The 13,184-nt window shown below is 72.0% G+C and carries 13 protein-coding genes; 10 read left to right on the plus strand and 3 right to left on the minus strand.

Going from position 1 to position 13,184, the window contains the following annotated elements; all coding sequences use genetic code 11:
• Positions 1 to 7 precede the first annotated feature (7 nt).
• Complete coding sequence (locus JNO44_RS03850; protein WP_205361405.1) at positions 8 to 1,126, minus strand: acyltransferase family protein; 1,119 nt, start codon at positions 1,124 to 1,126, stop codon at positions 8 to 10.
• A gap of 638 nt (positions 1,127 to 1,764) precedes the next feature.
• On the opposite strand from JNO44_RS03850, the gene JNO44_RS03855 reads away from it, so the two are divergent.
• Genes JNO44_RS03855 through JNO44_RS03865 form a run of 3 tightly spaced genes read left to right on the plus strand, consistent with a single transcriptional unit; the run spans position 1,765 to position 4,635 of the window.
• Positions 1,765 to 1,998, plus strand: coding sequence for a ferredoxin (locus JNO44_RS03855; RefSeq protein ID WP_205361406.1), 234 nt, complete (start codon positions 1,765 to 1,767; stop codon positions 1,996 to 1,998).
• A complete protein-coding gene (locus JNO44_RS03860; protein ID WP_205361408.1) occupies positions 1,988 to 3,355 on the plus strand; it encodes an NAD(P)/FAD-dependent oxidoreductase in 1,368 nt (455 codons plus the stop codon). The genes JNO44_RS03855 and JNO44_RS03860 overlap by 11 nt, the downstream gene beginning before the upstream one ends.
• A gap of 53 nt (positions 3,356 to 3,408) precedes the next feature.
• Positions 3,409 to 4,635 carry a cytochrome P450 gene (locus JNO44_RS03865; RefSeq protein WP_205361410.1) on the plus strand — a complete coding sequence of 409 codons (1,227 nt, stop codon included), beginning with the start codon at positions 3,409 to 3,411 and terminating at the stop codon, positions 4,633 to 4,635.
• A gap of 7 nt (positions 4,636 to 4,642) precedes the next feature.
• Here JNO44_RS03865 and JNO44_RS03870 read toward each other — a convergent pair whose 3' ends face one another.
• The gene (locus tag JNO44_RS03870; RefSeq protein ID WP_275695732.1) at positions 4,643 to 7,132 is read right to left on the minus strand and encodes an ATP-dependent Clp protease ATP-binding subunit; all 2,490 of its coding nucleotides are present in this window, start codon (positions 7,130 to 7,132) and stop codon (positions 4,643 to 4,645) included.
• Positions 7,133 to 7,456: 324 nt separating this feature from the next.
• On the opposite strand from JNO44_RS03870, the gene JNO44_RS43040 reads away from it, so the two are divergent.
• The 5 genes from JNO44_RS43040 (at position 7,457) to JNO44_RS03895 (ending at position 10,346) form a co-directional block, all read left to right on the plus strand.
• Positions 7,457 to 7,669 carry a hypothetical protein gene (locus JNO44_RS43040; protein ID WP_240167400.1) on the plus strand — a complete coding sequence of 71 codons (213 nt, stop codon included), beginning with the start codon at positions 7,457 to 7,459 and terminating at the stop codon, positions 7,667 to 7,669.
• Positions 7,670 to 7,769: 100 nt separating this feature from the next.
• Positions 7,770 to 7,934, plus strand: coding sequence for a hypothetical protein (locus JNO44_RS03880; RefSeq protein ID WP_240167401.1), 165 nt, complete (start codon positions 7,770 to 7,772; stop codon positions 7,932 to 7,934).
• Positions 7,935 to 8,046: 112 nt separating this feature from the next.
• Positions 8,047 to 9,087: a beta-ketoacyl-ACP synthase III gene (locus JNO44_RS03885; protein ID WP_205361412.1), complete on the plus strand. Its 1,041-nt coding sequence runs from the start codon at positions 8,047 to 8,049 to the stop codon at positions 9,085 to 9,087.
• A 65-nt stretch (positions 9,088 to 9,152) separates the two neighbouring features.
• Positions 9,153 to 9,401 (plus strand): acyl carrier protein, encoded by a 249-nt coding sequence (locus JNO44_RS03890; RefSeq protein WP_073447479.1) that lies wholly within the window; start codon positions 9,153 to 9,155, stop codon positions 9,399 to 9,401.
• Positions 9,402 to 9,428: 27 nt separating this feature from the next.
• Positions 9,429 to 10,346 (plus strand): alpha/beta fold hydrolase, encoded by a 918-nt coding sequence (locus JNO44_RS03895; protein ID WP_240167932.1) that lies wholly within the window; start codon positions 9,429 to 9,431, stop codon positions 10,344 to 10,346.
• Between the two features lie 10 nt (positions 10,347 to 10,356).
• Here JNO44_RS03895 and JNO44_RS03900 read toward each other — a convergent pair whose 3' ends face one another.
• Positions 10,357 to 11,118, minus strand: a complete 762-nt coding sequence (locus JNO44_RS03900) for a TetR/AcrR family transcriptional regulator (RefSeq protein WP_205361414.1) — start codon at positions 11,116 to 11,118, stop codon at positions 10,357 to 10,359.
• A 112-nt stretch (positions 11,119 to 11,230) separates the two neighbouring features.
• Between JNO44_RS03900 and JNO44_RS03905 the strand changes: the two genes are divergently transcribed.
• Both JNO44_RS03905 and JNO44_RS03910 read left to right on the plus strand, forming a co-directional pair.
• On the plus strand, positions 11,231 to 12,142 hold the full coding sequence (locus JNO44_RS03905; protein ID WP_205361415.1) for an alpha/beta fold hydrolase: 912 nt from the start codon (positions 11,231 to 11,233) through the stop codon (positions 12,140 to 12,142).
• A 276-nt stretch (positions 12,143 to 12,418) separates the two neighbouring features.
• Positions 12,419 to 13,156, plus strand: coding sequence for a histidine phosphatase family protein (locus tag JNO44_RS03910; protein ID WP_205361416.1), 738 nt, complete (start codon positions 12,419 to 12,421; stop codon positions 13,154 to 13,156).
• The last annotated feature ends 28 nt before the right edge of the window (positions 13,157 to 13,184 follow it).

Consider the following 13,184-nt stretch of genomic DNA (forward strand, 5'->3'; position numbering starts at 1 on the left):
CCCGGGATTACTGGGACGGCCGTTGTGTCCCCACCCGGCACTTGTCGACGACGACGTTCGACGGGCCTTCCGGGTCTCGTCGGCCGGTATCGGATTCCGATGCCGCCTGACTCTTGGAATTCCGGCGCATTTCCTGGAGTCCCTTTTGAATTCCGTCCCGCAGCCATTTACCCAGGGGTCGTTCCACCAGGCGGTGTACCGCGTAGGAAAGCAGCAACATAAAGGCGACGATGGCGAGGAGCAGGACGGGCGCCGGCACGTGCTTGCGCAGCACGTCGATGAGGGTGAATCCGATGTACATGTGCAGGAGGTACAGCGGGTACGTCAGCGAACCGGCGGTCACCAGCCAGCGCCACTGCACCTTGTCGAATACCCCGAGGGCGATGGCCGCCATCACCGCGAAGGCCAGGATGACGCCCACTCGCGCCGGCCAGCCGTGCGCCATGCTCGCCTTGGCTCCGACGTTCATGATCAGGCGACCGCGGACGTAGTGCTGGGCCAGCAGGAATTCGACCGCGACGATGGCCCAGAGCAGGAGCGTGGGCTTGAAGCGGTGCATCAGGTAAAAGGCGATGCCGGCGATGAAGTACGGCGAGTAGGGGGCGATGGCCCATACCGACAGGAAGTTGCTGTTGGCCTTGAGCGCGACGACTCCGGCCACCGTCCACAAGCCGCAGAAGAGCACACACCTGCGGTAGGTGACACCGCGGTACACGACGAGGGCGAAGAGCAGGTAGAACTTCAGCTCGATGAAGAGCGACCAGTAGACGTCGTCGAGGTCGGAGACTCCCACGCCCTGTTGGAGCATGGTGAGGTTCGTCAGCACCGTCTCCAGGTTGTCCGCGCTGCGGACGTGCGGCCAGATGGTGAGCACGGCCGCGGTGAGCAGGACCCCGACCCAGTACGCGGGATAGAGGCGGGACACCCGGGATTTGACGAAGTCGCCGAGCGAACGCCCCCAGGTGCTCATGCAGATGACGAATCCGCTGATCAGGAAGAAGACTTCGACACCCAGCCAACCGAATTGGGAGAGGTGGTAGAGGGTCGGCGAGATCGCGTGCGGATCATTGCCCCAGCCGTCACGGAGGGTGATGTAGTGGTACGCCAGGACCATCAACGCCGCCACCAGGCGTAGACCGTCTAGGACATAGAGTCTGGATTTCCCGTGCCCCTTCCCTGGTGCGGCCAGAGTTCCAGGCACAGCGAAGGGCATCCGAGATTCCTCACAGTTCGTAGGGCAACGTTCCACCCCATCCCATCTCATACTCAGGACGGGGAAGGCAAGTTCGGTTGAAATGATCGCAAAGATTTTGCCGGCACTCCGCGCGAGGCGTTACGTGATTCACGTTTCGACCGATGTTGGATACCGCTGAACAATACGGGTCAATACGGATATCGGTCACCCGGCGACCCGGCCATGTGACCCCGGTCGGAAGTTTTCGGAGAACGCCTCCGGAACACCCGGATCCGCTGTGATCCCCGCGCCCCGGCATGGTGGTTCCCCGATGCTTCAGCTCTCCGCAACCTTCCCGATGTCCGGTATTTCTATGCTGCGCCATAAGGGTTCGGGGCATATTCCCCGGCCGCCGGGAAATCCGGCTGCGGTGGTCGTCGCGGATTTCCGGCCGATGCCCGGAGGCAGCGGCGGTCCGCACCACCCGCCCCTCACTCCCCGTGCACACCCCTCCGGCCCACCACCGCCCGCGCCGCCCGCCGAAGGCGAGTAGGACGGAAGCGACGGCTCGTGCGGAGGAATGGTGCGGAATGCAGATCGTGGTCGATCTCAACCGGTGTGAGGGCTACGCGCAGTGCGTGTTCCTCGCCCCGAAGGTGTTCGAACTGCACGGCGAGGAAGCGCTGCTCTACGCCCCGGCGCCGCCGGCGGAACAGGCGGAGCGGGTACGCCGGGCCGCGGCGGCCTGCCCGGTGCAGGCCATCCTCGTCGGCGAACAGGCCGGCGCCGACGCCGGGACGGGGGCCGGTGCCGATGTCCGGTGAGTTCAAGAGCGGGCGGATCGTCATCGTCGGCGCCTCCCTGGCCGGGCTGCGGGCGGCCGAGACGCTGCGGGACGAGGGCTTCACCGGGGAACTGACCCTGGTCGGCGACGAGCCGCATCCGCCGTACGACCGCCCGCCGCTGTCCAAGCAGGTGCTGCTGGGCCGGGTGCCCGCGGCGGACGTCGGCCTGCCGGCCCGCCGGCAGGTGGACGCGCGGTGGAAGCTGGGGGTGCGCGCCAGCGGCCTCGACCCGGCCGCGAAGGAGGTGCTGCTGGCCAACGGCGAGCGGCTGCCGTTCGACCGGCTGCTGATCACGACCGGGACCCGCGCCCGTCCCTGGCCGCACCCCGAAGAGGCCCGCCTGGACGGCGTGTTGACGGTGCGGACGGTCGATGACGCGAGCCGGCTCGCCGAGCGCCTGGACGCCGGGCCGCGCCGGGTCCTGGTCATCGGGGCGGGGTTCACCGGGTCCGAGATCGCCTCCGCCTGCCGGGAGCGCGGCCTGGCGGTCACCGTCGCCGAACGCGGGCCGGCACCGCTGGTCGGGGCGCTCGGCGGCACGCTGGGGTCGTTCGCCGCGCGGTTGCAGCGCGCGCACGGCGTCGATCTGCGCTGCGGGGTGACGGTGACCTCGCTCCTGGGCAGCAACGGGCGGCTGACCGGCGCCGAGCTCTCCGACGGCAGCCGGATCGACGTCGAGGTCGCGGTGGTCGCCCTGGGCGCGGTCCGCAACACCGAGTGGCTGGACGGCTCGGGGCTCGCCGCGGGCCCGCGGGGCGTGGCCTGCGACGCCGGGTGCCGGGCGTTCAACATGTACGGGATCGTCACCGACGACGTGTTCGTGGCCGGGGACGTGGCCCGTTTCCCGCATCCGCTCTTCGATTACCAGATGTTGGCCCTGGAACACTGGGGCAATGCCGTCGAGCAGGCGGAGGTGGCGGCCCACAACATGGTCAACCCCGGGCCGCTGCGGCGCCCGCACCTGGCGGTGCCGGCCTTCTGGTCCAGCCAGTTCGGCCTGAACATCAAGTCGGTCGGCGTCCCGACCTTCTCCGACCAGGTCACCATCGCCCAGGGCTCGGTCGAGGAGGGCCGGCTGGTCGTCGCCTACGGCTACCGCGGCCGGATCACCGCCGCGGTCAGCGTCAACCGCGCCAAGTGGCTGGAGCACTACCAGCGCCTGATCGAGACCGCGGCCCCGTTCCCGCCCGAGCCGGGCGCCGCCGACCGGCCCACGGCGCCGAGGGTCATGGCCTCCGACGTCCCGGACCCGAAGGTGCTCTCGCACGGCCCGACGGTCGCGCTCACCGGTCATCTGCCGGACCGGCGCCTCGCCGTGCTGCGGCCGATGGCCTGACCACCGCCCCGCCGCCACCAGACACCCTGCCCCTGACGAGGAGAGCCCCGCGCATGTCCACGGAGACCCTGCTGGAGCGGATCAACGCCTACGAGAACCGCGCCGACCCCTATCCGCTCTACGCCGAACTCCGCGAGCACGGCGTGGCGCAACAGAACGACGGCAGCTACCTGGTCGGCACCTACCACGAGATCGCCGCGCTGCTGCACGACCCGCGCATCAGCTCGGACGTACGGCACCGCAGCACACCGGACGCGGCCCGGCCGGACGCCCTGCCGCCGTCCTTCATCGCCCTCGACGACCCCGAACACGACCGGCTCCGCCGGCTCGCGATGCGCCCCTTCGGCCCGCCGCACTCCCCCGGCCGGGTCGACGCGCTGCACGAGGACATCGTGGAGATCGCCCGGGAGTTGACCGACGGTTTGCGGGACCGGGACCGGATCGACCTGGTGGACGACTTCGCGTACCCGCTGCCGGTCACCGTGATCTGCCGGCTGCTGGGCGTCCCCCACGAGGACATGCCCGAGCTCCGCGGCTGGACGAACACCATCATCGCCTCCCTGGACCACTCCCCCGGCGAAGATCCCCAGGAGAAGCAGCGCGCGGGGACGGCGGCGCGGATGGCGATGGGCGCGTACCTGGGCGACCTCGCCGAACGGCGGCGGGCGAACCCGGCCGACGACATGATCTCCGCCCTGGTCCACGACGACGGGCCCGAAGGGCGGCTCGACAAGCCGGAGTTGATGACGACGCTGACCCTGCTGACGATCGCCGGGCACGAGACCACGGTCAACCTCATCACCAACGGCATGCTCACCCTGCTGCGCCACCCGGAGGTGCTGGAACGGCTGCGCCGGGAGCCGGAGTTGATGCCCTCGGCGGTGGAGGAGCTGTTGCGGTACGAGCCCCCGGTCCAGATGCTGCCGCAGCGCACGCCGCTGACCGACATCGAGGTGGGCGGGGTGATCATCCCCCAGGGCGCGCCGCTGTTCTTGATGCTGGCGTCCGGCAACCGGGATCCGTTGCGGTTCGAGGACCCCGACCACTTCGATCCGGCCCGTCGGGACAACCGGCACTTCGGCTTCGGCAGCGGCGTCCACAGCTGCTTCGGCGCCCCGCTGGCCCGCGTGGAGACGCAGGTCGCGCTGGCCGAGCTGCTGCGCCGCCTGGACGGTCCGCGCCTGGTCGAGGATCCCCCGCCGTACCGGCACAGTCCGATCCTGCGCGGGCCCCGGCACCTGCCGATCGCCACGGACGTGCGGGCGGGCGCCGACGCCTGACGGTCCCTCAGGACGTGGTGTCGGCGGGCTCCTCGGTCGCTGCCTCGCCGGTCGGCCCCGCTTCGAGGGTCACGGTCAGCCGGCCGTCGTCGACGTCGGCGACCACCGTGTCCCCGGGGTTGAGGGTCCCGTCGAGGAGCATGTTGGACAGCCGGTTGTCGAGCTCGCTCTGGAGGGTGCGGCGCAGCGGGCGGGCCCCGAACTCGGGCTGGTAGCCGCGGTTGGCCAGCCACTCCTTGGCGGGCCCGGTGACCTTGAGGTCGATGTGCTGGGCGTGCAGCCGGCGCCGGCTGCGCTCCAGCAACAGGTCGACGATCTTGATGAGGTCCTTCCGGGTCAGCGCGTGGAAGACGATGACCTCGTCGATCCGGTTGAGGAACTCCGGCCGGAAGTGCGCCTGGAGGTCGGACATCAGCTCGTCGCGGATCTCGTCGACGGATCCCTTGTGGTCCAGGATCCGCTTGGAGGCGATGTTGCTGGTCATGATGACGACGGTGTTGCGGAAGTCGACGGTGCGTCCCTGGGCGTCGGTGAGCCGGCCGTCGTCGAGGACCTGGAGCAGCAGGTTGAAGACGTCGGGGTGGGCCTTCTCGACCTCGTCGAAGAGGATGACGCTGTACGGCCTGCGGCGGACGGCCTCGGTGAGCTGCCCGGCCTCCTCATAGCCGACGTATCCCGGCGGGGAGCCGACGAGTCGGGACACGGTGTGCTTCTCCTGGAACTCGCTCATGTCGAAGCGGATCATCCGGTCGGGGTCGCCGAAGAGGATGTCCGCGAGCGCCTTGGCCAGTTCGGTCTTGCCGACGCCGGTGGGCCCGAGGAAGAGGAAGCTGCCGCTGGGGCGGTCGGGGTCGCTCATCCCGGCGCGACTGCGGCGAACGGCCTGGGAGACGGCGGTGACCGCCTCCTCCTGCCCGATCACCCGCTCGTGCAGGGCCTCTTCGAGCTTCATCAGCCGGTGGCGTTCGGTCTCGGTGAGTTGGGAGACGGGGATGCCGGTGCGCGCGGAGAGCACCTCGGCGATGTCCTCGGTGGTGACGCTGGCGGCCTGTTCGCGCTCTTCGTCGACGTCGGCGAGTTCCTGTTCGGCCTGCCGGACGCGCTCCTTGAGTTCGGCGGCGCGTGCGTAGTCCTCGGTGCTGACCGCCTCGTCCTTCTCCCGGCGGAGCTTGGTGAGCCGCTCCTCGATGTCGGCGGTCGCGCTGGGGCCGTCCAGGCTGCGCAGTCCCACCCGTGCACCGGCCTGGTCCATCAGGTCGATGGCCTTGTCGGGCAGGAAGCGGTCGCTGATGTAGCGGTCGGAGAGGGAGGCCGCGGCGTCGAGCGCCTCGTCGGTGAAGCGCACCTGGTGGTGGGCCTCGTAGGAGTCCCGGAGTCCGCGCAGGATCTCGACGGTCTCCGCCACGCTGGGCTCGGGCACCATGACCGGTTGGAAGCGGCGTTCGAGGGCGGCGTCCTTCTCGATGTGCTTGCGGTACTCGTCGATGGTGGTCGCACCCACCACGCTGAGGTCGCCGCGGGCCAGGGCCGGTTTGAGGATGTTGCCGGCGTCCATGGCGCCCTCGCCCCCGCCGCCCGCGCCGACGACGGTGTGGAGTTCGTCGAGGAAGAGGATGATGCCCTTCTCGGAGCGGGTGACCTCGTCGATCACCTTCTTGAGCCGCTCCTCGAACTCGCCCCGGTACTTGGAGCCGGCGACCATCCCGGCGAGGTCGAGGGAGACCACCCGACGGTCACGGAGGGCCTTGGGCACCTCCTCGGCGACGATCCGCTGGGCGAGCCCTTCGACGATCGCGGTCTTGCCGACGCCGGGGTCGCCGATGAGCACCGGGTTGTTCTTCGTCCGCCGGGAGAGCACCTCGACGGTCTGCTGGATCTCGGCGGCCCGGCCGACGACCGGGTCGAGTTTCCCGCCGCGCGCCTCGTCGGTGAGGTCCCGCCCGTATGCGTCCAGGGTCGGGGTGTCGCCGTGGCCGCCCTGGGCGGGCTGTCGGGCGGTGCGGCCGGCGCCGCCGTCCAGGGCGCCCTCGGGGCCGAGGGCCTGGGTGAGGCCGGAGTGGGGGTCCTCCAGGAGCGCAGCGAGGATGTGCTCGGGGCCGATGTAGGAGGCGCCGGCGGCCTGGGAGCGCGCATGGGCGGCGAGCAGGGCGCGCTTGGCCGCGGGGGTGAGCGCGGGCTCTCCGTTGCCGGTGCCGGAGGGCAGTCGTCGGCCGATGTCCTCGGCCAGTTGGTCGGGGTCGGCGTCGGCCTGTTCCAGGATCTGCCGGGCGGCCGGCACCTGGGTGGCGGCCCACAGCAGATGGACGGTGTCGAGGTCGGAGCCGTCCTCGGCGGCGCGGCTGCCCGCCGCGGCGAGCAGTTCGTGGGCGGAGTCGCTGAGCAGTCGACCGATGGGGACGCGTTGGACGGCCGGTGGCGAGGCCGCCGGGCTCATGCCGAAGAAGCGGTCGAAGAGGTCGGAGAACGGGTCGCTGGACCCGAAGGGCGAAGTCGTCACCGTAACCACCCGTCCGGCGCGCAGCGCCACGGTGGTGCGCTGCCTGCCGTCGTCGATTGCCCGTACCCGGCCAATTCTTCGCCGGGTCACGGAGGCCAGCGACCGGAGGGACGGTCCGCCGCGGTAAGCCGGCTTTCACACACCCGCCCGAACAAGTAAGGTCCACCGCCATTAATTACCACTTACTCGGGAGGGTTCGATGGTGGCGGAACTCGCCAGGACCTGGGTCGCCGGCTGGGCCGTCTCGCGTCAACGCCCCGGGCGGTCGAGCACCCTTGGGGGCTCTACATCGACGTGGGCCGCCCGGACCAGGTGGGCCGCCACGTGCTGCCCGACCTCGACGAGTCCTCCATGCGCGCCGCCACCGCTTCGGTGACCGCCCCGTACACCTGGCCCAAGTTGCCCGTGGAGACGGAGACCGCGGAGCCGTGGCTCCCGGGGGGCTGGGTGGCGGACAAGGAGGAGGCGGGCCATCTGCACGAGTCGCTCGGCTGGCCGCGGCACTCAGGGCTCGCGGCCTGCATCTACCGCCCGTAGACGGCGCCCGGCGCCCCCGTGTCCTGGCGGCCCGGACTTCGTACGGATCGTCAAGGACCAGCCGGACCAGCTCCACGCGGACGCGGCGGGCAGTGGCCGGGTGACGTCGCTGGTGCTGCACCCGTTCGCCATCAACCAGCCGTTCCGCCACAAGTACCTCGACCAGGCGCTGGAGCACATCGCCCAGCACCCCGGGGTGTGGCTGACCACCAGCGACGAGATCGCCGAGCACTACGCCCGGACCACCGCCGGGCAGCCGGCCTGAGGGTGGTGTCCGGTACGGCGGACCGCCGCCGCCGTACCGGACACCACCCCAACGCCACGCCACCGCCGCCTTCGCCACTCACCCCAAGCGTCCGATTGATTACATTTACTCCATGTATGAGTCGGAGGACAGTGCGCAGGCCCCAGCGGCCACGACCGCAGTACTGACCGGACTCGGGGCCTGGCTACCGCCCCGCGAGGTCACCAACGACGAACTCTGCGCCCACCTGGACACCTCGGACGCCTGGATCCGCGAACGGATCGGCATCTCCGTGCGACGCCGCGCGGATCCCAAGACCGCCACCGGGGACCTGGCGGCCGAGGCCGGCGCCCGCGCCCTGCGGTCCGCCGGGGTGACCCAGGCGGACGCGGTCGTCCTGGCCACCACCACGCCGGACCACCCGTGCCCGGCCACCGCCCCGGACGTCGCGGCCCGGCTCGGGCTGGGCAACGCCGCGGCGTTCGACATCGCCGCGGGCTGCTCGGGGTTCCTCTACGCCACGACGGTCGCGGCCGGCCTCATCCGCTCCGGTACGGCCGGACGGGTTCTGGTCATCGGCGCCGAGACGATGTCCGCCGTGATCGACCCCGAGGACCGCGCCACGGCGCCGATCTTCGGGGACGGCGCCGGCGCCGCCGTCCTGGAAGCCGGACGCCCCGGCCAGGCCGGCTCGCTGGGCGAGGTGGTGTGGGGCAGCGACGGCGAGCGCGCCGACGCCATCGTGATCCCGGTCGGCGGCTCACGGAACCGCGACGGCCGGGACGCCGCGCCGAAGAGCGAACGGCACGTCCGGATGCGCGGCAACGAAGTGCTCCGGCACGCCGTGCGCCGCATGACGGCCGCCGCCACCCGGGCCGCCGCCGCCGCGGGCTGGGCCCTGACGGACGTCGACCGGCTGATCGTCCATCAGGCCAACGCGCGGATCAGTGCCGCCGTCTCCGAGGCGCTGGGCATCCCGCCGGAGCGGGTGCCGTCGAACATCGCGACGGTGGGGAACACCGCCGCCGCCTCCATCCCCCTGCTCCTCACGGACGCCGCCGCCGACGGGGCCCTGCGCCCCGGCGACCGCGTCCTGCTGGTCGCCTTCGGCAGCGGGCTCGCCTGGGCGGCCACGACGCTGGTCTGGCCCGCCGGTCTACAGGCCGAACGCTGACCACCACGACGCGCACTCCACAACGGCCTCACTCCCCCGACGGCCCCGCCCCTAAGGAAGTGACCATGTACGCGCAGTTGAAGGAACTCCTCATCACCCGGGCCGGATTGCCCGGCGAGCCGATCGTCCCGGAAGCGTCGCTGGACCGGGCCGGAATCGACTCGATGGCCGTCACCGTGCTGTCCATGGCGCTGGAGGACGTACTGGGGCTGGTGATCGACGAGGACGAGCTGTCCGCGGCGCCGACCGTCGCCGACCTCGCCGACCTCATCGCCCGCCGCGCCGACACCACCTCGCTCCCCTCCACCGCATAAGCCCAAGAGGAGGCCGCCGTGGAAACCATGGAAGCCGACGAACGCCTCGTCCCCCTGACCTTAGGGGGCATGACCTACGCGTGCCGACTCCTCATGCCCCGGCACCGGTCCGGCACCGAGCCGCTCGTCCTGATCGGCGGCGCTCTCCAGGACATGTACTCCTGGCCACGGCTGGAACGACGACTCACCACGCACACCGACCTGGTGCTGATGGACCTGCCGGGCACCGGCAGCGCCGGCGACCTGGCCGCCAGCGCCGGCTTCGAGGTCCTGGCCGATTCGGTGCTGCACGCCCTCGACCGGCTGGCCATGGACCGGGTCAACGTCCTCGGCGCCTCCTACGGCGCCCCCATCGCCTACCGCCTGGCCCAGTCGCACCCGGACCGGGTGGCCCGACTGCTGCTCGCCGGCGCCACACCCCGGGTCGGCCCCCGGCTGACCGCGGTGGTCCGCCAGGGCCTGGCACTGGTGGGAACCACGGACTCCCACCCGGCCGACGAGCCGGCCCGCCGCGACTACGCCCGCAACGTCGTCGACATGCTGGTCAACGGCGCCACCCGGAACGAGGTCGCCCAGGGGCCGGCGGTCGCCCGACTCCTGGAACGCCAGCTGATGCGGACGTCGCAGAGCGCCGCGCTGCGCTACGCCGCCTGCCACGAACGCCTCCTGGACACCGACCTCTACCCGCTGGGCGGGATCGACGGGGTCCCCGCGCTCGTCTTCACCGGCGAGCACGACTGCGCCAGTTCACCGGAGGAGAACCGGGCCGTCGCGGACACCATCGCCGGCTGCGCATTCGCCCTCATCCGCGACGCCGACCACATGGCCCATCTGGAGCGCGAGGCCGAGTACGCGGACCTGGTCACGCGCTTTCTGCACGATCGGCCGGTGCACGACCTGCCGTACTGCACCGACCCGCGGACGTCGCCCCGGCGGCAGCGCTAGGGCCGGGCGGTCAGCGGACCGGCGGATCGGGCACGAGCAGGCCCGCCAACACCCGCCGGACCACCCGCTCGAAGCCGGCGCCGGCCCCGGCGGCGTCCCCGGCACCGAGGTGCGCGCCGTCGGCCGGGCCGTCCGCCGCCCCGCCGGCCAGCGCCGCCGCCAGCAGCGGATGCCCGCCGCGCCCGGCCACCGCGCCCAGGTAGGCGGCCTGCGCCGCCTGACGGCCCGTCGGTGACCGGCGGGCCCGGAGTTCGACACCGGACAACATGGCGACCAGGGCGTTCAGCACGGCCACCGCCTCCAGCTTGCCCGGCCCGGTCAGCCCCGCGACGGGCTTCAGCGCGCGCAGCGCGAACTCCAGGTAGTCCAGCCCCCGCGGCCCCACCCGCAGGGCCTCCGGCGGCACCTCCAGCAGCCACGGGTGCCGCAGGTGGACCCGCTGCGTCCGGGTGGCCAGCGCCACCAGGTCCGTCACCGGATCCCCCGTCAGCTCCGCATCGAGGTCGATCTCCCCGGTCGCGGTGTCCACCATCAGGTCCACCAGGTCGTCCCTGCCGGCCACGTACCGGTAGAGGGACGCGGGCCCGGTGCCCAGCTCGCGGGCCACCTGCCGGAAGGACACCGCGGCCAGCCCGCCCGCATCGGCGAGCCCGATCGCGGCCTCGGTGAGCTGCTCCCGGCTCCGCTCGGGTGCGGGCCCCCGTGTCCCCCGCTCGGGCCGCTCCCACACCAGCGCGGCCTCCGTCGCCGCCCGGTCCGCCTTGCCGGCCATCCAGCCTCACCCGCCCCTTCCCTCATCCGACTCCTTGCTGATAACTATAACCACGTAACCGCGAACGCCGTTCGCAGTATTTCGGTAACCGCGACTACCGGGAGGGAACTCGATGCAGCACCACACCTCGTCCCCCACATGGAGCGCCACCCAGTGGGCGACCAACGGCGAAGTCCGGCTCGCCCACGACCAGTTGACGCCCGGACACACCGACGCCGAACCGCTCCTCCTGGTGACCGGCCTGGGCGTCTCCCGGCAGTGGTGGCCCACCGGCCTGGCCCGGGCACTGACCGCCGAGGGGTTCACGGTCGCCCGCTACGACCAGCGCGACGCGGGCGACTCGACGCACCTGCCGCCCACCGCCACCACCAACCCCATCTCCGCCCTGCTCCGCAGGCGCGGCCCCGCCTACACGGCCGAGGACATGGCCGACGACGCCACGGCCGTGCTGGACGCGCTGGGCTGGGACTCCGCGCACCTCTTCGGCCAGTCCCTCGGCGGCGCGGTCGCCCAGCGCATCGCCCTGCGCCACCCCCGGCGCGTGCGCACGCTCACCACCGTGTCGGCCGTTCCCGGCGACTCCGCCGGCCTGGCCACCATGCGCCACATCCGGCTGCGCACCCTCGCCCGGCTCACCCGCATGAACCACCCGCCCACCCCCGAAGGGCACATCGAGGCCGGCGTGGCGCTCGCCCGTCTACTCCACTCCCCTGCCCATCCCTTCGATGAGCCGGCCCTCCGGGCCAGGCTCGTCAGCGCGCCCGACGCGGGGGTCCTGGACGCCCGCAGCCAGAGCCGCCAGATCGGCGCGCAGTGGCACGGCCCCGCCATCGAGCGCATCACGGCGCCGACCCTGGTCCTGCACGGCCTGGACGATCCCCTCGTCAAGCCGTCGGCCGGCCGCACGGTCGCGGCCCGCATACCGGGCGCACGCTTCGTCCCGCTGCCCGGCGTCGGTCACGAACTGCCGGAACCGGTGTGGCGGGATGTGGCCCACCACGTACGCCAACTCGCCGACCGCTGACCGGAACCGACCGGCACCGCCTGCGGCGGGGGCACCGATCGCGCTCCCGCCGGAGTCGTCCTCTTCCGTGTGCACCACCCCGGGGCGCCGGCCACGCCCCCTTGCGGGCGCCCCACCGGGCCCTGTGGACTGCTCGGGTACCCACGCCCCACGCCCCGGACCCCGCGAGCCCGTCTGCACCTGGACGCCACCATTCGGCGGGCTTCCTCAGCGACGCGTGCTCTACTGCCGCAGCACCACCCCCCACCCTTCCCTGCCACGAAGGAGACTGCGCATATGCCGTATTCGAGGATCTCCGAGGACGACTCCCCCCACCCCTCTGCCACCGTCCCGCCCCCTGCCGCCGGCCGCCCCGCGGTCAGTCGCCGCTGGGTGCTGGCGGGGCTTGCCGCGGCGGCCCCGGCGGTGCTCGCGGCCTGCGGCGGGAAGAAGGGGAGCGCCGCGTCGCTCAGCCCGCACGGCGCGGGGAAGGCCACGCCGGGGAACTCCACCGTCATCATGATCATCCGGCACGGTGAGAAGCCCGACAAGCACCATCCCGGCATCGACGAGCACGGCCACGAGGACCACAAGTCGCTCACCCGGCGCGGCTGGGACCGGGCCAACGCGCTGCCCAAGCTCTTCGACCCGCCGGCGGGCCAGAAGCTCCCGGCCGGCATCGAGCGCCCCCGGACGATCTACGCCGCGACCGACCAGGGCCCCAAGGCCGGTGCGCACCGGATGCGACAGACCGTCACCCCGCTCGCCCATCACATGGGCCTGAAGGTCGACACCGAGTTCGCCGAGTCCGAGGAGGACGCCCTCGCAAAGGCCGCCCTGTCCGCGACCGGGCCGGTGCTGATCTGCTGGGAGCACAGTCGCATCCCCGACATCGTCTCCGCGCTCGGCGCCTCCGGCGGCGGCGTCCCCGACGAGTGGCCCGACCGCTTCGACCTGGTGTGGGTGTTCACCCATGCCAAGGGCAGTTGGGCGTTCCGGCAGGTCGACCAGCACCTGCTGCCCGGCGACGCCTGAGCGGGCGACGCGCGACCACGGGCGCGGG

Origin of the sequence: Streptomyces noursei, assembly GCF_016917755.1 — a bacterium.
Taxonomy (GTDB): domain Bacteria; phylum Actinomycetota; class Actinomycetes; order Streptomycetales; family Streptomycetaceae; genus Streptomyces; species Streptomyces yunnanensis.

Bases quoted from the DNA above. Each gene is read 5' to 3' on its own strand.
- JNO44_RS03890 (WP_073447479.1), top strand. From the start codon at position 9,153: ATGTACGCGCAGTTGAAGGAACTCCTCATCACCCGGGCCGGATTGCCC.
- JNO44_RS03895 (WP_240167932.1), top strand. From the start codon at position 9,429: ATGGAAGCCGACGAACGCCTCGTCCCCCTGACCTTAGGGGGCATGACC.
- JNO44_RS03885 (WP_205361412.1), top strand. From the start codon at position 8,047: ATGTATGAGTCGGAGGACAGTGCGCAGGCCCCAGCGGCCACGACCGCA.
- JNO44_RS03865 (WP_205361410.1), top strand. From the start codon at position 3,409: ATGTCCACGGAGACCCTGCTGGAGCGGATCAACGCCTACGAGAACCGC.
- JNO44_RS03900 (WP_205361414.1), bottom strand. From the start codon at position 11,118: ATGGCCGGCAAGGCGGACCGGGCGGCGACGGAGGCCGCGCTGGTGTGG.
- JNO44_RS03910 (WP_205361416.1), top strand. From the start codon at position 12,419: ATGCCGTATTCGAGGATCTCCGAGGACGACTCCCCCCACCCCTCTGCC.
- JNO44_RS03855 (WP_205361406.1), top strand. From the start codon at position 1,765: ATGCAGATCGTGGTCGATCTCAACCGGTGTGAGGGCTACGCGCAGTGC.
- JNO44_RS03860 (WP_205361408.1), top strand. From the start codon at position 1,988: ATGTCCGGTGAGTTCAAGAGCGGGCGGATCGTCATCGTCGGCGCCTCC.
- JNO44_RS03905 (WP_205361415.1), top strand. From the start codon at position 11,231: ATGCAGCACCACACCTCGTCCCCCACATGGAGCGCCACCCAGTGGGCG.